The organism is Acidithiobacillus acidisediminis (assembly GCF_023277115.1).
In the GTDB taxonomy this organism is placed as follows: domain Bacteria; phylum Pseudomonadota; class Gammaproteobacteria; order Acidithiobacillales; family Acidithiobacillaceae; genus Igneacidithiobacillus; species Igneacidithiobacillus acidisediminis.
The window spans coordinates 1385881-1405251 of sequence record NZ_JALQCS010000001.1; the positions used below are offsets into that span (position 1 = coordinate 1385881).

Below are 19371 nucleotides of genomic sequence, written 5' to 3' on the forward strand. Positions count from 1 at the left end.
GGCGGTACTAAAGGGGGACAGTTATGTCTGAAGTATCTGCATCCGGTCACTTGCGTGGTCGGGCTTTGGCGCAGGAGAAACGGCGCCAGCAGGCCGTGCGCAAGCAAGACGGCAAGATCAGTAGAACGGCGTCCGTGCCTACTGCGCCAAAGTCTGATACTCCGGTGGCGAAGGCTGCAACGGCAGTCGTCGCGCCCGAGGTGCATCCAGAAAATCAGGTCCAACGCAGTCGCGGCCGCGAGGCCGCCTTGGCCCATCGGGCCATGCGTTGTTCCGGTGCCCAGTGTTGGTCAGATCCCGAGCAGCGCCGTCCGCGGCGCCGTGGCCAGCGCCCCAGTGATGGCATTACGCCATCTTCCGCCCAGTCGGTCAGTTCGTCCGCCGCGGAGCAGGCCCCAGCCTTGATTCCCGGGGTGGAAGAGGAATTCCTCGATTCTGTATGTGATATCGCAGAAACCCAACCCGAGGCCTTTGCCTGGCGGGGTTCTTCGGTGCGGCGCCTGTGTCAGGCGCGGCGTCAGACCCTGGCCCAAAAGGGCAAGTCGGCCCTGACGGTCATGCGCGGTTTGAGTTCAGCAGCGGCCCGGTTGCGCTATATGGAAAATGGCAGTACCCGGGAATTCGCTCGCCTGCGTCGCGAAGAGCAGGCCCAACAGGGGCGTGGGCGTTTGCCTGCGGCCAAGGGGGCTGGTCAGGCACGGGCTGAGAAGCATCGGGTGCCACAAAAGGTCGAAGCGGGAACGACCCTCGCTGGGTCGACGGTCACCGGTACCCAGGTAGAGCGGCAAAAGGCAGTGACCGGGAATGAGGCGGGCAGTTGCCGAGCCATCACTGGCACCGAGTATGTGGGCAGTGAGCAGTTTGATCGCTTCTGCGGCACCCGGCCCGAGGCCAATGCGCCCAAGGTGGCGGTAACTAGTACCTCTGGGCGTCAGGCAGTCTCCGGAACCCAGGTGGGTCGCTCGACTTCCGTGACCGGAGATGAAGCTGGGTCCTGTAGTGCTGTTACCGGAACCGAATACCTCAGCAGTGAAGGTTTCCAAAGTTTCTGTAATACGGCACTGACCCAGCGCCCTGCCAAGGTGGTGACGGGCAGCACTCAGAAGAATGCCTTGCCCGTGACTGGTAGCGACGAATCCCGTACCAATCGGGTGACTGGCTACGAAGCGGGCGCCCAGCGCAGCATCACGGGTTCCCAGTACTGGGACGCTGGGGTGGCCAAGATGACCATCAATGGGGCACCGAGCAAGGTGGCAGAAACCCATACCTTTGCCGGACGCATGGTGTCCGGCATGGCGGTGGATAGCAGTATGAAGATCACCGGTCTCGAAGCCGGAGAGTGCCGCCAGTTGACGGGCACGGAATACCTGAGCCTCGAGAACTATCAGGGTATGTGCAACGCCAAGCCCGCAGCGGCACCAGCCAAGGTGGGTGTAGTAGCGACGGATCGCGGCCAGCGGGTAACGGGCAATCTGGTGGATCGTTCGGAAAAGGTGACCGGTAACGAGCCCGGCTCCTGCCAGCGGGTAACGGGTACCGGGTACAACAGCGCTGGCCTGTGCGGTGGCGGTGTCGACAAGGTGCAAAGCATGAGCAGTTTGGCCGGTTCGGTCATTACGGGCACGGGGATGGATCACCGCCCAAAAATGACCGGTGACGAGCACGGAGGGTGCTGGCCCGTCACCGGAATTGAATATCATGGGCAGGAGCACTATGCCCACTGCGCGAGCACCCCGCAGCCAGAAGCAGCCAAAGTCGCGGTCAGTCGGACGGCAAAAGGGCAGTGGGTCAGTGGCCCTCCCATGGAGCCAGCCGATCACGTCACCGGTAATGAAGCGGGAGCGGACCTGGCAGTCTCGGGAACGCCCTACGCGGGAGAGGTGATGGAGGCTGCGCCAGCAGCACCTGCTGTCCAGCAGGGCAACTCATGTGCCTGTGACAGCTGTGCCTATAAGCAGCAGGCCCTGGCCAAGGAGGCCGCGACGGCAGCCAGCCAACGGTTCGTACCGGTCGCTCCCGTGGCTCCGTCCGTGCTGGCGCCCGTTGCACCCCACGACTTCAGTATTGTGCCGCCCGCACGGCAGGGGCGTGGTCGAATCACGGGCAATGCCTTTGACCAAGGCGGTCGCGTCACTGGGCCCGTCAACCTGGCACGTGGCCTGATTACCGGCACACCGGAGTTCCGCAGCCGCGACGTGCAGCCGGCGGCGGCCATGCCGATGCCCGTAGCAGCAGCCTCAGAGGAAGGGGCAGAAACGCTTGCTCCGGAGCGTGGCGCATGGCAGATCACCGGGGATGACTGGAGTCGCAATGAGCGCGTCACAGGTACCGAAGGGGCCTGGGCCCAGGGGCGTAATCCGACCCAGCGGGGAGCGGTTCGCTCTTGCGTCATGAGTGCCGCTCAGAATCGCAATCAGGCTCTGGCGGCACCGGTGGGCGATTCCAAGGTAACGGGTAGCAGCGGGAGTGCTCGTAAGGGCGCGGCTGTGACCTACTCTGGCGGCGCGCGGGGCTGAGGCGGGCGAGCATGGACACACGCAAAAAGACGCGATACTTGCGGCAAAGCGCTCCGCCTGCGGTGGCGGCGATGCCCATGGCGCAACGTTTTTCTGCCCATGCCGGGGTGCAAGCACCCCTCAACGCCGCCGGTGAAGCGGCAGTGCACCCAGCGTGTAGTACCTTGCCGTATCGCTCTTGCCATCATGCGCTGAGCAACCGGCAGGAGAATGATCGTCTGGCTCAGTGCGAAGAGGGTATCAAGAGTCGCTTCGATGCCATCATCCCGCTCTTGCAGGATCTGGCGGCGCGGGGGCTGGGGCCGGGCTACGTCGAGGAGGCACAGCGTCTGGCCCAAGAACGGCTCGGCTTTGTGCTGCCGGAAGCACTGCTGGAAAACGCCTGGGTACGGGGGTTGGACATGCGGGCGTTGTTCGCCCACGCGACCTTCTCGGCCCTGGAGCTGGGGGTGGAACGCTTCGCACGGCGCATCCGTGAGGAGTTGCAGGCCGGCGAGAATATCGATGCGACACTCGTGGAATGTGGTTTCCATGCGGTCAATATTTCGGCCTGCGCCGATGGTCGTTTGAAAGGCTTGTTTCCCTATATCTTGCGTCTCCCGGCGGGGGATTTGCTGCGGCGTAGCGCCTTCGCCGGCACGCTCTTTGATATCGAGAAAGATGTGGAGGACTGGCAAGCGACGGAGTTGCGGCGCTTTCGGGAGGGTTTTCCGACCACAGCTGACGTCCCCAGCCGCTATCTGAAGGTGGCGGTGTACCACGGCAGTTCTCTGGACCCGACCCATCAAGGTTGTGCAGCCCACGGGAGTAACGAGAGTCAGGCCCTGGAGGCCGCGCTGCAACGCCTGCAGGACTTCCGAGACGCCATCGAAAATGCGTTTTGTTGTGGAGCCAGTACCGATATTCTCTTGATTGGTGTCGATACAGATACGGATGCGATCCGCATCCATGTGCCCGATGCCAAAGGCAATCTCAGCGCGTATCGCTATGTCGACAATGCCCAATTATATCGGCAGACCCTGGAAATGGATGGGGATCGCGCCCGTTTGGCGGTCTACGAAGCCATCCGGTCCGCCGCCGAGACCAGCGGCTGGGGGCAAGGGGAGGGAATGCCCCATGACGGCATGCGCCGGCTGATCGCCACCCTGCTGATCAAGAATCTGAGCCAGATCGAGTACGTTGCTGAGAGGGTGGGTGGTTGGCATCCGGATCGAGGGCACGGAGAGCGCTTCATCAGCGCCGGAGACGGCTTTCAGGAATTGCAGGTGCGTAACCTGGCCTACTACGCCCGCCTGGATACGGTGGAGGAGGGCGCCGCTGACCTCGACGTGGGGATCAAGATTTTCAAGCACCTCAATATAGAGCGGCAGTTGCCCATTCCTATGGCTCTGCATTATCGCTATGACTCCCGGGTACCCGGCAATCGCGAGCGCGTTGTGGCTAAGTTACAGCGTGTTGCGGCGGCGATCAGGCAGCGCTATGCGCAACTGGATCAGGGCGGTTGGTTGTATCTACATGGCAGTGTACAGGACATGCCTCTGGGTAGTGTGTTGGAGGAGGTGGTTTTGACATGAGAATCATGCGGGTGGAAAAGACATTGGTTTCTACCAATCGGATTGCCGAAATGGGGCATCGTCCCTTGCTCGTGGTGCAGGAAAAGGAAGGTGGTACCCGCTCGGTGGCGGTTGATTCGGTGGGCTGTATCCCGGGCGATTGGGTGATCTGTGTGGGGTCATCGGCGGCGCGGGAGGCCGCGGGATCGAAAGACTATCCCTCGGATCTCACCATCATCGGCATCATCGATAACTGGAACCCAGCCTGAGATGGAGATCATGCGCGTACAGGCCGATCTGGTGACCACGCGGAGGATCCCGGGGCTCAAGCAGGCCTCCCTGCGTGTCCTCCAGGATGCGACGGGAAGGACCGTCGTTGCGACAGATCCGGTGGGGGTCCCGGAGGGGAAGTGGGTCTTTACGGTTTCTGGCTCTGCGGCGCGGTATGCCCAGGGCGATTTCGAGGTCCTCACCGACCTCACCATTGGTGGCATCATCGATTTTTGGGAACCTTGACGGGTTCGGGTTTTATCTCTGTTAGGAGGGGTGACAATGGCAGACGTAACGGGTATTGCTCTGGGAATGATCGAAACGCGGGGGTTGGTGCCGGCGATTGAAGCGGCGGACGCCATGACCAAGGCCGCAGAAGTGCGCTTGATTGGCCGTCAGTTCGTGGGTGGTGGTTATGTGACCGTCCTCGTCCGTGGCGAGACGGGTGCCGTCAACGCGGCGGTGCGTGCCGGTGCGGACGCCTGCGAGCGGGTGGGTGACGGCCTGGTAGCCGCGCACATCATCGCGCGCGTGCATTCGGAAGTGGAAAACATCCTGCCCAAGGCCCCCACCGCCTAAAGTGGCGGGTGTGGGCAGTCGGGTTCCCAAAGATTTTTGGATTGTTTAGGAGACAACAATGGCAGATGTAACGGGTATTGCGTTGGGGATGATCGAAACGCGGGGTTTGGTGCCGGCGATTGAAGCGGCAGACGCCATGACCAAGGCCGCAGAAGTGCGCCTGATCGGCCGTCAGTTCGTGGGCGGTGGTTACGTGACGGTGTTGGTGCGCGGTGAGACGGGCGCCGTCAACGCAGCGGTACGTGCCGGTGCGGACGCCTGCGAGCGGGTGGGTGACGGTCTGGTTGCCGCCCACATCATCGCCCGGGTGCACTCCGAGGTAGAGAACATCCTGCCCAAGGCCCCCACGGCCTGATCTGGTCTTGCGGATGTGGCGCGGCGATGATCCATCGCCGTGTCCCTCTCCCTCGAAGATGGAAGGAGGTAGATGATGGCAGCAGTAACAGGTATTGCGTTGGGGATGATCGAGACCCGGGGTCTAGTGCCAGCCATTGAAGCGGCGGACGCCATGACCAAGGCCGCAGAAGTGCGCCTGATCGGCCGGCAGTTCGTGGGCGGTGGTTACGTGACGGTGTTGGTGCGCGGTGAGACGGGCGCCGTCAACGCAGCGGTACGTGCCGGTGCGGACGCCTGCGAGCGGGTTGGGGACGGCTTGGTCGCCGCCCATATCATTGCCCGGGTGCACTCTGAGGTAGAGAACATCCTGCCAACGGCCCCCACGGCAGATGGCGGTGGTCGCGATGGCGAAGTCAGTACGGTACAGAGCTAAGGGCGGGACGGCGTCTTGCGACCTCATCCCCGCGTCGTTGGCTTCCTCGGTCAAGCGCTGAATCACGAGTTCCTGGCAGTACAGCAGTATCTCGTGCAGTCCCGCCTCTGTCGTCTTTGGGGTTGGCAGGACTGGGCGGACAGCTTTGCCAAGGAGTCCCGGGAGGAACTCGAGCATGCAGGCATGTTGAGCGATCAACTGCTGCGTTCTGGGGTGGCGCCCAGTGCCGGGAGTCTGCGCCCGTCGCGGCCGGGCAGGGATTTGCGGGAGATGCTCGAGCAAGACCTGGCGATCGAGTGGTCGGCGGTGGAACTCTATGCTGAGGCCCTCGGTTTCAGCCGCAGGGTGCGGGACGATCAGGCGGCAGGGCTCTTCGCGCAGTTACTCGAAGATGAGCAAGGCCATCTAGCACATCTGCAGGAAACCATCGCCTCCATGACCGGAGCGGCCCATGGCGGATGACGCGACACTCTCCTGCCCCGAAGGCTGGGAAGAGCGGAAACGGCCCTTGGCTTGGAGCCGACGCTTCCGCTTTGCGGACTACGCCGCGACGCGGGCGTTTTTGGATCGCCTGAGCGAGCTGTCGGAGGCGACGGGGTATTATCCTGATCTCAATTTTGCCCGGGATTACGCGGTGGTTGCGGTGCAGTTTGAGGGCGATCTCGTCGATCCGCGACTCGCCGCCTTCGCCCACGCCGCCCAGGCGGCCTACGCGGCAACGGTCGAGTAACCCATGGCCTCGCGGCGCATCGTGCTGTTCAATGCCAAGGGCGGTTGCGGTAAGACCACTTTGGCCTGGAACCTGGCTGCTGGACTGGCGCAGCGGGGCAGTACCCTGCTGCTGGACGCCGATCCCCAGGGTAGCCTGGGGCGCTGGGCCGAATGGAGTGAGGCCGAGGGCGAGGGGATGACGGTGGCCGGATCCCACTTGCTCGACGGCGATCTGGCCACCCTCAAGCAGCCCTACGTGGTAGTGGATTGCCCCCCGGCGCTTGAGGCGCAGGAGACCCAGAAGGCCCTTGTCCAGGCCCATATGGTGCTGGTGCCCGTGCTGCCGTCGCCCTTGGATCTCTGGGCCAGCCAGCGGAGTGTCGAGGCCATTCAGGCGATCCTGCAGCAGCGCAAGTCCGTGCGGGCGGCGCTGGTGCTGAATCAGGCCGAGGGACGCAGTGCCCTGTCTCGGGCGGCGGAACATGCCATTGCCACCCTGGGCCTGCCGGTGCTTTCGGTGCAGGTTGCCCGTCGGGCGATCTATCGGAATGCGGCGGTCGAGGGCAAGAGTGTCTATCAGATGGGCAAGCGGGGCACGGCGGCGGTTGCGGAAATCGAGGAACTCATCGAGGAGGTGCTGAAATGACCAGTACATTGGAAAATAAGCTCAACGCGAGCATGCAGAGTCCACGGCGGCGGAGCACGACGGCCAAGAGCCCTGTGGCGGCGGAGTCAGAATCCACCAGCAAGACCGCGGCGAGCCTGTCCAGCAAGGCGCGCGTAGCAAAGACGGCGGAGGCGAGCAGCGACCTCAACGCGGGTGGCGGTCGAGAGCTCAATCCCCAGCGTATCTGGCCGGACTGACCCACCTCCCATCATCATCGTGGGTCTTGGACGATCGCCACAGCGGTCGCGCTCCCATTTACCCGGAGGATTGCCAGCGCCCCTATGGCTATATTGCTGACAGACTATCCCGACGTACTCGAAGCGCTTGGCGAGGATGCCAGCCAAGTGCTCGAGGCGAACTGGCATGAGGCTGCGCGGATCTTCAGCAAGCGCGGGCTCGAGGCCTATCTGGAAGGGGCGCGCAGCCTGAAGTCCCTGGGGCGGGGCGTGGACCTCGTGCTCAGCTTCATCGAGGCAGGGCCCCATGTGGCACGGGAGATTGGTGAGCAGGCGGTATTCGAGATGCTCTCCACAGCCATCCGCATGTTTTCCAAGACCAGTGCCGAGGTCCTGGACCTATTCTTTTCCACTGCCCCTACCGTCGCCCAGCGCTTGGGCGAGATCGACCTGTTTCGCGGTTATCTCCTCCTCATTGACCAACTGCTGGCCCAGGCACCCCGCGGTGTGCGCCCCATGCTGGGCAAGATCGAGGTATTGCTGGAACAGATGACCCTGGGTGGTCTGCGTCGCTGGGCGGCGTGGGGGATTTCTGCCTACCGCAATGACTTTGTCGCCCAGGCAGAGTTTTTTGGCCTGGAAACCCCTCAGGCCCTGGCGGTTCTGCAGCAAGAGCACCGTGGTGTCCTCTTCGTCGATGTGCAACGCCGCCTCAATATGTATCTGCGCGCCCTGTGGGGGCGAGATTTCTTCTTGCGCCCCACCTCGGGGGATTACGAGAGCCGCACCGGCTATCAACCGTACATCGAAGACTATTTCCTCTTCGTACCCGATGCCTACGATGATGTGGTCGTTGACGAGACGGACAAGGTGCCGGCCCTCGAGGTCTATCGCGCGGCGGTGGCCCACGCGGCGGCCCATGTGGCGGAATCCCAGTTTGACCTGCGTTTTGAGCTCGCGACGCCGCTGAAAAAACTGTGGATCGGCGTGCTGGAAGACGCCCGGATCGAGGCTTTGGCGGGCAAGAAATTCCCTGGATTGCTGCCCCTCTGGCAGCGTCTGAGCCGCAGCGAGGCGGTGCGTAATCCCCAGACAGAGGTCCGCCTCGGTGAACTGGCCGAGCGCGCCGCCTACGCCCTGATGGAAGAGGGGTACAGCGATGCCCATCCCTTGGTCGCCCAGGCGCGGGCCCTCTTTCCGCCCGTGCTGGCGGCCGAGGAGGATACCTACGGTGTCCTCCTGAGCGCAGCAGAGACCCTGGCCGAGCTGAGTAAGGAGCTCGGGCTGGAGTTTTCGGCCCAGAAGGATCAGCCGCGCAGCCCCTATCGCGATGATAATCGCTATCTGTGGACGCCTGCTGCCGGGGCGGGCAACGTCGACATCCTCAGCGGTGGTCAGCCCCAAGTACGCAAGTACGTGAACCTGATGGAGATGATCAACGCCGTGGATGTGGAGTTTGCCGGCGATGACGCCCAGGAAATCTGGATCCTTGCGACGGAGCTCTATGATGATGACGGCAAGACCTTCAACGAAAAGGAAGGCAAGGAGCCCGTCGCCCAACCCGTGAGTTATTCCGAGTGGGACTATCAGACCCAGTTGGAGCGCCCTCTCTGGACCACGGTCTACGAAAAGCGCCCGAAGATGGGCGACCCGGCCGAAATCGACGAGATGCTGCTACGCAACAAACCCTTGGTACAGAAGATCGGCAAGATGATCGAGGCGATCCAGCCCCAGGGGGTAGTACGCACGCGCAAGGTGGAGGACGGCGATGACATCGATATCAACGCCGCCATCCTCGCCATGACTGATATCCGCATGGGACAGCAGCCGGACCCGCGCATTGGCATCCGCACCCGCCTGCATATCCGGGATCTGTCGGTGATGTTGCTCATTGATCTCTCAGAATCCACCAATGACAAACTGCGCTCCCGCAGCGAGGGGGATGTCACGGTCCTGCAGTTGGCGCGGGAAGCGGCGGTATTGCTGGCCGGTGCCCTGGATCGGATTGGTGATCCCTTTATGCTCTGCGGGTTCGACTCCAACGGCCGTCATGATGTGGAGTTCTATACCTTCAAGGCCTTTGAGGCGGAATATGACGAGAAGGTGAAAGGGCGCCTGGCGGGCATGAGCGGCAAGCTCTCTACCCGGATGGGCGCGGCCCTGCGCCACGCCGGCCACTTGCTGGATCAGCACCCCAGTCAGAAAAAATTATTGATCCTGCTCACCGATGGCGAGCCGGCGGATAACGACGTGCGCGATCCTCAGTACCTGCGCTTCGATACCAAACGCGCGGTGGAGGAACTGGCCCGCAAGGGCATCCGTACCTTCTGTCTGTCCCTCGATCCCTATGCCGACGAATATGTCAGCAGGATTTTTGGCCAGCGTAATTATCTGGTATTGGATCATGTGGATAGCCTGCCCCAGAAACTGCCACAGCTGTACATTTCGATGACGAAATAATGCAGAAAAGGATGGCTGTTACAGATTCAGTCCGTGGACTGCGTGATGATGACCGGATTTTTCCCTTGAGGAGTTGGTGATGGACATCCTGGCGATGGTTCTCCCTTTCGTGCCAGTCCTGTCGGCCTTGTTGATCTTCGTCTTCCTGCGCCGGAACAAGCCCATGGCGGCACGGCTGAGCGTTTTTGCGACCCTGCTCACCTTCCTGCTCTCCCTGGTCCTACTGGGCGAGTATGTGTCCTCGGGCATTCCCAGCGTCGAGCAGATTGGCACCCTGTGGGGCAGTGTTTGGCTTGATCCCCTGGCCCTGATCATGTGGTCCTTTGTGTCGGGGATCAGCCTGCTGGTCCACATGTACTCGGTGCGCTACATGATCGAGGAGCCGAACTATCCGCGCTTTTTTGCCTTGCTGGATCTCATGACCGCAACGATTTTCTTCATGGTCTCGGCGGCGGATCTCATTACCTTGCTGGTCGCCTGGTTTCTGGTGGGCGTTATCCTCTATTTCCTCTTGGGCCACGATACGGACCGTGCCGCGTCGGGTCGCTATGCCTTCTGGACCCAGATTACCTATCGGGTAGGAGACCTGCCCCTGTGGTTGGCCGCCTTCATCCTCTACAAGAGCTATGACAGTCTATCTTTACCGGTGATCTTCGCGCGGATTGCCGAGGCGCCTCAGGCGGTACAGCTCTGGGGGATGTCGGCCATCGCCTGGGTCGGTATTCTCATTGCCCTAGCGGCCTTTGCCCGTTCGGCGCAGTTTCTCCTCCATGGTTGGCTGCCCTACACCATGGATGGTCCTACCCCCGTCTCCGCCCTGATGCACGCGGGCATCGTCAATGCCGGGGGCTTCCTATTCAACCGCTTCGCCCCGGTCTTTGAATACACCAGCCTCGCCTTGCATATCGCCTTCGTGGTTGGCTTGATTACCGCCGTACTGGGATCGGCACTGATGCTGATCCAGAACGATATCAAGCGCTCCCTGGGGTACTCCACCATGGGCCAGATGGGTTTCATGGTCATGGAATGTGGCTTGGGAGCGTTTCCCCTGGCCGTCTTCCACCTCATTGCCCACGGCTTTTTCAAGGCCTCCCTGTTTTTGGGTGCCGGCAATGCCATTGGCGAGGCCCGCGCGGCAGATGGCGTGCCGCCGGATCCGGTCTATGTCTCGGTGGTGGAACGGCGTCCCGCCAAGCCCTCACGACTGCCTTGGCTGACGGCGGCGGCTCTGACGATCCTGGTGCCGGTCCTGGTCCTCAGCCTTTCCCATTTCTTTGTCGCCTCCCATCTCTTTTTTGAGCAGGGTGTGATCATCCTCCTCTTCTTTGCCTGGGTCACCGGCGCGCAGGCCCTGTTTGCCGCCCACAAGATGACCCACAGCAACCCCTGGCAAGTCATGGGGGGCATTCTCGCTTCCTTTGTCCTAGTGGTGGTCGGCTATACCCTGATCAGCCATTACTTTGGCAATTTTCTCTACCCTGAGCACGGTGCCAGTGCCCGGCTCTTTGCCTCGGCCAGCATTGGCGTGCTGTCCTACGATGTGTTGATGATCGTCTTGGCGCTGCTCTTTGTGGGCGGTTGGGCCCTGACCTTCTTTGCGGATGCCCAGGATTGGGGGCAACGCATCGGCCAGCGCTGGCACGGGACTTATGTGGCGCTCTATGCCCTGCTGACCCGGGAACTCTATCTGAACGACCTCTACGTGCGGATGACCCAACTGCTGCTCGCCGGGTCGCGCCGTCTCAACGTCTGGTTACGCTGGAGCTGAGCCTATGGAATGGATCATTCTGATCGTGGCCGGGGTATTGGTCCCTGTTTTCCCCCTGAGCTGGATCTTCAATCGTTTGGTCGACTCCGCCCCCAGCTTTTGGGGCCGAGCCATGGCCATCCTGGTCTTGCCACAACTGGGCATTCTCCTGCTCTACGATGCTGCCCCCTTGCAACATCCCCTGCCCGCCGGTGTGCAACGCGCCTGGCTGATGCTGGCCCTGTTTACGGCGGTTTTTTATGCCTATCGTGCCGTCAGTGCCCGTGAAATCAGTATCTGGGCACGCTTGACTGCGAGCTCTGGCCTCACCCTGACTTGGCTCTTGGTGGCAGGCGGCGTCTCGAAGCATGGGGTAGAACTCTTTGCCCTCGCCTGGTCCCTGCCGGCGGCCTTGCTGATGATCTGGGCCGGCATACTCGCTCAGCGCATGGGCGGGGCCTACCTGGGTCTGCGGGGTGGGCTGGCGACGGCGTTGCCGCGCCTGACCGGCCTGATCACCCTGAGCGCCTTGGCACTGGTGGCGACCCCCGTATTCCCAGGATTTTTTGCCTTGCTGCACGTATTCAAGCTGCTTAGTTTGTCCTGGCTCTGGCCGCTGCTGATCCTGTTGATGATCTGGGGCTGGTCCATTGGCACCCTCTTGCAGGATTTGCTCTTTGGGTTGTACGAGGGTGAACCCATGACCGATATCGGTCCCGTCACCACCGTGGCTGGCGTGGCTGTACTCTTCCTTTTTGCCCTGTTTGGACTGATCTGGAGTGGCGCATGGATAGGAATTTGACCCTGGGTGACCGGCTCAAAGTCCGGTCGATGATCTATGTCGCCAGCGAGCCGATCCCGCGCTTCTGGCCCATGCGTACCTTCATTCATCACAATCCGCTCTTTGGCTTGGAGCATCTGCCCTTTCCCCAAGCGGTAGAGGAGGGTAGCCGGCTCTTTCACGGGCGCGGCTACCTGACGCGACAGCAGTATCAGGGCTATCGTCAGGAAGGCAAGATCGACGATGGGGCGTTGCGGCGCTATTTGCGGGATTTTCTGGCGCGCGAGTCCGACCTGGATCTGCCCGGTGTGGATCTGGAGGCCTGGCTCTGGACGGTGATGACCGAGTGCAGCCGTGAGCGCCTCCTCCACGGCGGAGATTGGTTGGATGGTGAGGCGGTACGTGCGGCCCTGCACGGTGAGCCAGTGCCGGATTTGGACGATGAGGATCTGCAACGGCAGCTAGACGTTCTGCTGCGGCGCAAGGTAGCCAGTGATGGCCCGTTCTATGCCAATATCGATCGCCTGTTTGGAACCAAGATCGGCGCCACCCTGGATGACCTGCTGGTCAAGAGCTGTCTCGATTTCTTTGACGAAGGGCAATCCGCCTGGCAGGCGCCCAGCCGGGAAAAGGGGTTTTTTGCCTCCTGGAAGGACGTGGCGCAACACAATCTGCGCTTTGCCCTGCTGGGCTTGCACTTGCGTGAACTGCTGGCCTCCAGCGAGAGCCCCGAGGGGGTCATTGCCCGGATCCTCCTGGAACTCAAGGTCCCCGAGGAGCACTGGCAGAAATACATCACTCGCCAACTCACCCGCCTGCATGGCTGGGCAGGTTTCATTCGTTTCCGCAGTATGGCCAAGCATTACTACTGGGCACAGCAATACCCCGCTGATCTCACGGATTTTCTGGCGGTACGCATGGTGCTGGGCCTGGCCCTGGTGCGCGAGGCCGAGCGCCACCATCGTTGCCCCGGTGATGTGGAGGCGCTCCAGACCTTCGTCCATGGAGACCCCTATGCCGCCTATCTGCGCCTGGAACTCCATGGTGGGACGATTCTTCCGGCCTGGGCACAGCAGATTGATGATGCCCTGGCGCGGCGCGCCCGACGCGGTTACCAGGGCCTGGCCAGCCGCTACATTGCGGCCAAGCGGCAGCACGAGGCCCAGCGTCAGGCCCATGCTTTGCGTGCGCTGGCCGAGCGCATCGGCGCTGACACCCAGGCCAAGCTCTTGGCCCTCTCCCCCAGCCAAGTCGCCGCGTTTCTTGGCGTGCTGCAGCGCTGGGAGGCGGGTGAGGGCTTTGTGTGGCTGCGGGCTATGGAATACCACTACATCACCGACTTGGTGCGCAAGGTCCAACTCCCCCACGATCTGCCTCAAAAGCGTCCCTTCGCCCAGGCGTTTTTCTGCATCGACGTGCGTTCCGAGCCCATGCGCCGGCAACTGGAGGCCCTGGGCGACTACCAGACCTTTGGCATTGCCGGATTCTTCGGGGTGCCTATCGGTTACCTGGAGTACGGCAAGGGGAGTGAGGTCCATCTCTGCCCAGCGGTGCAGACGCCGCGCAATCTCATTGTCGAGATCCCGGCTGAGCTGGAGCTGGAGGAAGAGCCCCTGTATGGCGCCCTGGAGCACGTACTCCATGACATCAAGTCTTCCGTGCTTTCACCCTTCGTGGCCGTCGAGGCCGTGGGGTTGATCTTCAGCCTGGGACTGATTGGCAAGACCGTAGCCCCAGTCACCTATCACCGCTTGCACGGGCGTTTGCATGCCGAAAAGCCCGTCACCCGGCTCTTGGTCGACAAACTTAGTAGCGAGCAGGCCGACTCCATCATTCGCGCCGTGCAGCGGGCAATGATCGTACGTGCCCTGCATAAGGAATGGGAGCTGAGTCGCGACCAGGTCACCGACGATGAGGTGCGGGAGTTACGCGAGATCGCCCTGGGCCATGCCCAGGCGCCCAGCTCTCTGGCCCAGCGTCTGGGCAAGTCGGCGGCGGACGAGGAGGGCCTGGTGGAGATCCTGCGCAAGGTCTACCGAGTCAGCCGGCAGGAGACTAGTCTGCAAATGGAGCGGATTGGCCGCCTGGGTTTCAGTATCGATGAGCAGGTGCGCTATGTCTCCAATGCCTTGTTGTCGACGGGATTGCACAAGAATTTCTCCCGTTTTGTGTTGATGGTTGGGCATGAGAGTCAGACTCAGAATAATCCCTATGAGTCCGCCCTGGACTGTGGTGCCTGTGGCGGCGGGCGGGGCCTGCCTAACGCGCGGGTGATCTGTGCCATGGCCAATCAGCCCGAGGTGCGGCGTTTGCTGCGCGAGAACAAGGGCATCGACATTCCGGAAGATACTTGGTTCATTGCGGCGGTGCACAATACCACTACGGACGAGATTAGCTTGCACGATCTCGATCTCTTGCCGGCGCGCCACCTTCTGTACCTGGAACGTCTGCGCAATGGCCTGGCGGCGGCAACGCGGCGAACCGCAGCGGAGCGCATGCCGACCCTGGGCGGCAGCACGGCATTGGCGTCAGACCCCTATGGGGCGGCGGCCATGGCGCGGCGCCATGCCCACGACTGGTCCCAGGTGCGGCCAGAGTGGGGCCTGTCCCGCAACCTCTATGGCATCATCGGTGGGCGTCATCTGACCGAGGGCGTGAATCTGGAGGGACGATCATTTCTGCAGTCCTACGACTACCGCTTGGATCCCAAGGGACGTTTCTTGGAAAATATCCTCTCGGCACCCGTGGTGGTGGGGGAATGGATCAATCTGGAGCACTATTTCTCCACCACCGACGTGCATCACTATGGCAGTGGCAGCAAGGCCTATCACAATGTGGCTGGCCGCTTTGGAGTGATGACCGGCAATCAGAGCGATCTGCGCACGGGTTTGCCGGTGCAGTCCATGTACAAGGAAGGCCAGCCGTATCACGAGCCCGTGCGCCTGATTGCCCTGGTGGAGGCGCCGGCGCCCTTTGTCCTGGCCGCGGTGGGGCGTCTGCCCAAGGTGAAGGAACTCATCATGGGCGGCTGGCTGCGGGTGATCGTCATGGATCCCGAGGATGATTATCGCTGTTTGGTCCTGGAAGAAGGTGAATTTCAGGTCCACCCGGAATCGGGTAGAACCTATCGGCAAGGCTTACTGGAGGCTAGTGCATGAATACCCTCAATCTCCATCCCCTGAAAAAGATCGAGATCATTCTCGAAGGCGCCCATCGCGATTTTGCCACGGATCTACTCGACCGTGCCGGGGTGAAGGGTTACACCATCGTCGGCAATCTCTCCGGCAAGGGTAGCCACGGCATCTATGAGAGCCACCTGATGTTCAACGAGGATGACGTGCTGATCATGATCATCGTCGCCGTGCCAGAGGACCTGTTGGCGCCCATCCTCGAGGGCTTCACCCCCTTCTTCGAGAAGCATCAGGGGGTGATGTTCGTGTCCGATATCCAGGTCAGCCGCTTGGTCAAATTTAAGAATTGAGAGGGAAATTGCCGTGAGTATCGATGCCAGTCAGTATCAGATCAGTCAGGAGCCCTACTACAAGGAGGTCCACGACGAAATCTCCTTGTTTGAGGCCGCCTATGCCGCCCGCTTGCCCATGATGGTCAAGGGACCGACAGGTTGTGGCAAATCGCGCTTCATCGAATACATGGCCTGGCGTCTGCAGCGCCCGCTGATCAGCGTCGCCTGCAATGAGGACATGACCGCCTCGGACCTGGTGGGTCGTTTTCTGCTCGACAAGGACGGTACCAAGTGGCAGGACGGGCCCCTGACCACGGCGGCACGGATGGGTGCCATCTGCTACCTCGATGAAGTGGTTGAGGCGCGGCAGGACACCACCGTGGTCATCCATCCGCTGACGGATCACCGCCGTACCCTGCCCCTGGACAAGAAGGGCGAGCTGCTGCACGCCCACCCCGACTTCCTCCTGGTGATTTCCTACAATCCCGGCTATCAGTCGTCCATGAAGGACCTCAAGCAGTCCACCAAGCAGCGCTTTGGTGCCCTGGACTTTTCCTACCCGGATCGGGACCTGGAGATCGAGATCGTGGCCCATGAATCGGGTGCATCCACGGATATGGCGGGCAAGTTGGTTTCCATTGCCGAGCGGTCGCGCAACCTAAAGGGTCACGGCCTGGATGAGGGGCTATCCACCCGTATGCTGATTTATGCCGGTTCCCTCATCCAAAAGGGCATCGAGCCTTTGGCAGCCTGCAGTGTTGCCCTGGTGCGGCCAATCACGGACGACCCGGATATGCGCGACGCCCTGGACGCGGCGGTAACTACCTTCTTTTGAGTACCAGGCGGGATCCTTCCCGCCTTTTTAGGATGTGCCTTGCTTTGGCGCGGGCGTTTCAGCGACGCTGCTGGCGCAACCACTCTTGGCTTTTCACCAGTAGCCGGTGGATGGACAGCTCGCGATTGTAGGCGTGGACCTCGTGCAGTGGCACCCAGCGCAGTTCGTGGGATTCGCTGTTGCCGATCAAGGGCAGGCGATCGTCGATCTGCATCAGGAAGCGGATATCCAGATGCTCATGCTCGGGCTCCTGGAGGCGCGCTGGGATGCGGTGGATATCGATGTCGAAGATGTCCCGGCTCAGAAAGTGGATCTGCTCAGCAGGCAAGCCCGTTTCTTCACTACATTCCTTCAGGGCAACGCGCTGGACGTCCTCGTCCCCATCACTGTGGCCGCCGGGCTGAAACCAGCGCCCGAGCTTGCGGTGTAACATCAGCAAGACTTGATCACCAGCGGGATTGAGCACCCAGGACGAGGCGGTGACGTGTAGCCCGGGGCCGCTGCGCAAAAAACAGTCCGGCGCGTTGGCGAGGAGGGCGCAGCCCCGGCGCGCGTAGGCGGCCTCTTCGGGGTAGCGACTGCGGTATTGGCAGAGGGCTTGGCGCAGGGTCTCGCGGTCCATCCTCAACTCCAGGAGGGGTTCTCGACGGCATGGATGGCCGCCGCCGCCGCCTCATCCACGTCCGCTTCCTTGCCGGCAATGGTCAGTCGCCCATAGGCGCCCACCGCGCGCACATCGATGAGGGTGATGTTGGCGGCCTTTTCCGCTTGATTGGCGGCATAGATGACGTAGCCCGCCGGTTCGGTTTCAAGGATGAACATGCTCTGTTCCGGCAGGATCATGGAGCCGCGACGACTCTGTCGATTGATGAGCACCGTATGGTCCGGCATCATGCCGCGAATGATCTCATTCCAGGTGACGCGACAGACCTTGCGATCGCTTTGGGTGGCACCCATGCGTTGTAAGACCACCCGCCCGGCCTCACGCACGTCGCTCTGATCGCGATGATGCACGACCATGGTACCGAATTCGCGCTCCACCACCTGCTGCGACAGATGCACCCGGGTCGCCTTGAGGGCAATATCCGTCAGGCGATGCACCGCCATGCCAGGCGAGACCTCGATCCACAGCGCCGCATCCCCAGGCACCGGCAAGAAGCCTTGGGAGACCGAGGCCATGTACGCGGCAAGCTGGGGCTGCAGGGAATCGATGTAAACGTAAGTGCGAAGGTGGATCATGAATTGAAGGTCAACATTTCTCCCAAGTATAAGGGAAATGTCAGTGCATTTACAGCGTTCTGCCCACCCTGCGCACGGTTGCGAGTCGGTCGGCTAGCCTGGGAACAGTCGTTGCGTAATCTCTGCTACATGGCGCCCTTGGAAGCGTGCAATGGCCAGTTCGTTGGCCGAGGGCTGACGACTGCCATCGCTCTTCGCTAAGGTGCTGGCGCCATAAGGCGTACCCCCACTGATTTCTTCCATGTTGCTTAGCTCAGGGCAGGTGTAGGGGACGCCAACTACGATCATCCCCTGGTGGAACAGAAAGGGATGAAAGCTCAGAATGGTGCTCTCCTGCCCACCATGCTGGGTGGCAGTGCTCACGAAGACGCTGCCGACCTTGCCCGCGAGGGCGCCCTGTTGCCAGAGACCTCCGGTGCGGTCAAGGAAATTGCGCATCTGCCCACTCATGTTGCCAAAGCGGGTCGGGGTGCCAAAGAGAATGCCATCATAGTCGCCCAGCTCGTGGGGATGAGCCTCAGGAGCAGGTTGGGCCTTGACGTGCATGGCTGTCTGCTTTTCCGCATCCATCGTCTCCGGCACGCGCTTGACGATCACCTGGACCCCCGGAACCGAGCGAGCACCTTCGGCCTCAGCCTCCGCAAGCTGTTCCACGTGCCCCCAAAGGCTGTGATACAACACCAGTATTTTGCTCATAACGGTTCTCCCCTCTGAAAAATAACCTCAGGCCAATCGCCCGGCGCGATAGTCTTCCATGGCTTGCTGCAGTTGCTCCTCGTTGTTCATCACGAAGGGCCCATACTGGGCGATGGGCTCGCCCAGGGGGCGTCCAGCGACCAAGAGCAGGCGGCTCGCCGCATGGGCATGAATTCGCACCCCCGCCCCGGCTTGGTCAAGAAGGGCGAGATGGAAGAGGGGAATTTCGTGTTTTCCAATCCGAACATCGCCCTCATAGGGTACGACAAAGGCATGGTGGGTTGGCGGCAGCTCCTGCCAGAACGTACTGCCCGCCGGAAGCGTCAAGTCCACGATCAAGGGCTCGGTTTGGGGGCGCTGCACTGCACCTTTCACGCCATGACTTTCGCCCGCCAGTACGGTCCAGCGCCGACCCTCCGCGTCTGCCCCTTGCGGTAGATCCTGGGCCTGGAAATCTTGGTACCAGGGCGGGCATAACTTGTCTGTTGCCGGTAGGTTCAGCCAGAGCTGGAATCCCGCCATGCGACCCTCCTGCTGCTGGGGAATCTCCGAATGAATGACTCCCCTGCCGGTGGTCATCCACTGCATCCCCCCAGTTTCCAGGAGACCCTCGTGCCCGGCACTATCGCGGTGCAGCATGCGGCCGGCGAGCATATAGGTGATGGTCTCGAAGCCGCGGTGCGGATGATCCGGAAAGCCCGCGATGTAGTCGTCAGGCTGATCGCTACCAAAGGCGTCGAGCATGAGAAAGGGGTCCAGGCGTTTTTGCAGGGAACGCTCGAACAGCCGGGTCAATTTTACTCCCGCCCCATCGGATGTCACGCGGCCGGGTACGATGCTCTCCACCCCGCGCTCTTGCTCGTTCATCTGTGCACTCATTCTGGCCTCTCCTTGCGCAGCTTGTGCGCG

21 protein-coding genes are annotated in these 19371 nt (G+C 61.7%); 17 read left to right on the forward strand and 4 right to left on the reverse strand.

Going from position 1 to position 19371, the window contains the following annotated elements:
• The first annotated feature begins 23 nt into the window (after positions 1–23).
• The 17 genes from M5D89_RS07065 (at position 24) to M5D89_RS07145 (ending at position 16527) form a co-directional block, all read left to right on the forward strand.
• Positions 24–2516, forward strand: a complete 2493-nt coding sequence (locus M5D89_RS07065; protein ID WP_248885130.1) for a CsoS2 family carboxysome shell protein — start codon at positions 24–26, stop codon at positions 2514–2516.
• Positions 2517–2527: 11 nt separating this feature from the next.
• Positions 2528–4090, forward strand: coding sequence for a carboxysome shell carbonic anhydrase (locus tag M5D89_RS07070; protein WP_248885131.1), 1563 nt, complete (start codon positions 2528–2530; stop codon positions 4088–4090).
• Positions 4087–4338 (forward strand): alpha-carboxysome shell vertex protein CsoS4, encoded by a 252-nt coding sequence (gene csoS4 / locus M5D89_RS07075; RefSeq protein ID WP_248885132.1) that lies wholly within the window; start codon positions 4087–4089, stop codon positions 4336–4338. The genes M5D89_RS07070 and csoS4 overlap by 4 nt, the downstream gene beginning before the upstream one ends.
• Positions 4339–4348: 10 nt before the next feature.
• On the forward strand, positions 4349–4585 hold the full coding sequence (locus tag M5D89_RS07080) for a carboxysome peptide B (protein WP_248885133.1): 237 nt from the start codon (positions 4349–4351) through the stop codon (positions 4583–4585).
• Between the two features lie 36 nt (positions 4586–4621).
• Positions 4622–4918, forward strand: coding sequence for an alpha-carboxysome major shell protein CsoS1 (gene csoS1, locus M5D89_RS07085; protein WP_004871256.1), 297 nt, complete (start codon positions 4622–4624; stop codon positions 4916–4918).
• Positions 4919–4976: 58 nt separating this feature from the next.
• On the forward strand, positions 4977–5273 hold the full coding sequence (gene csoS1 / locus M5D89_RS07090; RefSeq protein ID WP_004871256.1) for an alpha-carboxysome major shell protein CsoS1: 297 nt from the start codon (positions 4977–4979) through the stop codon (positions 5271–5273).
• 75 nt (positions 5274–5348) lie between these two features.
• Entirely contained in the window at positions 5349–5687 is a 339-nt protein-coding gene (gene csoS1 / locus M5D89_RS07095; protein WP_248885134.1) for an alpha-carboxysome major shell protein CsoS1, read from the forward strand.
• A 15-nt stretch (positions 5688–5702) separates the two neighbouring features.
• The gene (locus M5D89_RS07100) at positions 5703–6149 is read left to right on the forward strand and encodes a ferritin-like domain-containing protein (RefSeq protein WP_248885135.1); all 447 of its coding nucleotides are present in this window, start codon (positions 5703–5705) and stop codon (positions 6147–6149) included.
• Complete coding sequence (locus M5D89_RS07105) at positions 6139–6417, forward strand: 4a-hydroxytetrahydrobiopterin dehydratase family protein (RefSeq protein WP_248885136.1); 279 nt, start codon at positions 6139–6141, stop codon at positions 6415–6417. The genes M5D89_RS07100 and M5D89_RS07105 overlap by 11 nt, the downstream gene beginning before the upstream one ends.
• A 3-nt stretch (positions 6418–6420) precedes the next feature.
• The gene (parA, locus tag M5D89_RS07110; RefSeq protein WP_248885137.1) at positions 6421–7044 is read left to right on the forward strand and encodes a ParA family partition ATPase; all 624 of its coding nucleotides are present in this window, start codon (positions 6421–6423) and stop codon (positions 7042–7044) included.
• Positions 7041–7262 carry a hypothetical protein gene (locus M5D89_RS07115; RefSeq protein ID WP_248885138.1) on the forward strand — a complete coding sequence of 74 codons (222 nt, stop codon included), beginning with the start codon at positions 7041–7043 and terminating at the stop codon, positions 7260–7262. Before parA ends, M5D89_RS07115 begins: the two co-directional genes overlap by 4 nt.
• Positions 7263–7346: 84 nt before the next feature.
• Positions 7347–9701: a nitric oxide reductase activation protein NorD gene (locus tag M5D89_RS07120; RefSeq protein WP_248885139.1), complete on the forward strand. Its 2355-nt coding sequence runs from the start codon at positions 7347–7349 to the stop codon at positions 9699–9701.
• 79 nt (positions 9702–9780) lie between these two features.
• Positions 9781–11469, forward strand: a complete 1689-nt coding sequence (locus M5D89_RS07125) for a proton-conducting transporter transmembrane domain-containing protein (RefSeq protein WP_248885140.1) — start codon at positions 9781–9783, stop codon at positions 11467–11469.
• A 4-nt stretch (positions 11470–11473) separates the two neighbouring features.
• Complete coding sequence (locus M5D89_RS07130) at positions 11474–12250, forward strand: hypothetical protein (protein ID WP_248885141.1); 777 nt, start codon at positions 11474–11476, stop codon at positions 12248–12250.
• On the forward strand, positions 12235–15387 hold the full coding sequence (locus M5D89_RS07135; RefSeq protein ID WP_248885142.1) for a putative inorganic carbon transporter subunit DabA: 3153 nt from the start codon (positions 12235–12237) through the stop codon (positions 15385–15387). Before M5D89_RS07130 ends, M5D89_RS07135 begins: the two co-directional genes overlap by 16 nt.
• On the forward strand, positions 15384–15710 hold the full coding sequence (locus M5D89_RS07140; RefSeq protein ID WP_248885143.1) for a P-II family nitrogen regulator: 327 nt from the start codon (positions 15384–15386) through the stop codon (positions 15708–15710). Before M5D89_RS07135 ends, M5D89_RS07140 begins: the two co-directional genes overlap by 4 nt.
• Before the next feature lie 13 nt (positions 15711–15723).
• Positions 15724–16527 (forward strand): AAA family ATPase, encoded by an 804-nt coding sequence (locus tag M5D89_RS07145; protein ID WP_248885144.1) that lies wholly within the window; start codon positions 15724–15726, stop codon positions 16525–16527.
• A gap of 58 nt (positions 16528–16585) precedes the next feature.
• Here the strand turns inward: M5D89_RS07145 and M5D89_RS07150 are convergent, their stop codons facing one another.
• From M5D89_RS07150 to M5D89_RS07165, 4 genes are all read right to left on the reverse strand, one after another.
• Positions 16586–17149 (reverse strand): NUDIX hydrolase, encoded by a 564-nt coding sequence (locus M5D89_RS07150; RefSeq protein WP_248885145.1) that lies wholly within the window; start codon positions 17147–17149, stop codon positions 16586–16588.
• A 2-nt stretch (positions 17150–17151) separates the two neighbouring features.
• Positions 17152–17766 carry a BMC domain-containing protein gene (locus M5D89_RS07155; protein WP_248885146.1) on the reverse strand — a complete coding sequence of 205 codons (615 nt, stop codon included), beginning with the start codon at positions 17764–17766 and terminating at the stop codon, positions 17152–17154.
• Positions 17767–17859: 93 nt separating this feature from the next.
• The gene (wrbA, locus tag M5D89_RS07160; protein WP_248885147.1) at positions 17860–18462 is read right to left on the reverse strand and encodes an NAD(P)H:quinone oxidoreductase; all 603 of its coding nucleotides are present in this window, start codon (positions 18460–18462) and stop codon (positions 17860–17862) included.
• Between the two features lie 27 nt (positions 18463–18489).
• Positions 18490–19341 carry a pirin family protein gene (locus M5D89_RS07165; RefSeq protein WP_248885148.1) on the reverse strand — a complete coding sequence of 284 codons (852 nt, stop codon included), beginning with the start codon at positions 19339–19341 and terminating at the stop codon, positions 18490–18492.
• Between the last annotated feature and the right edge of the window lie 30 nt (positions 19342–19371).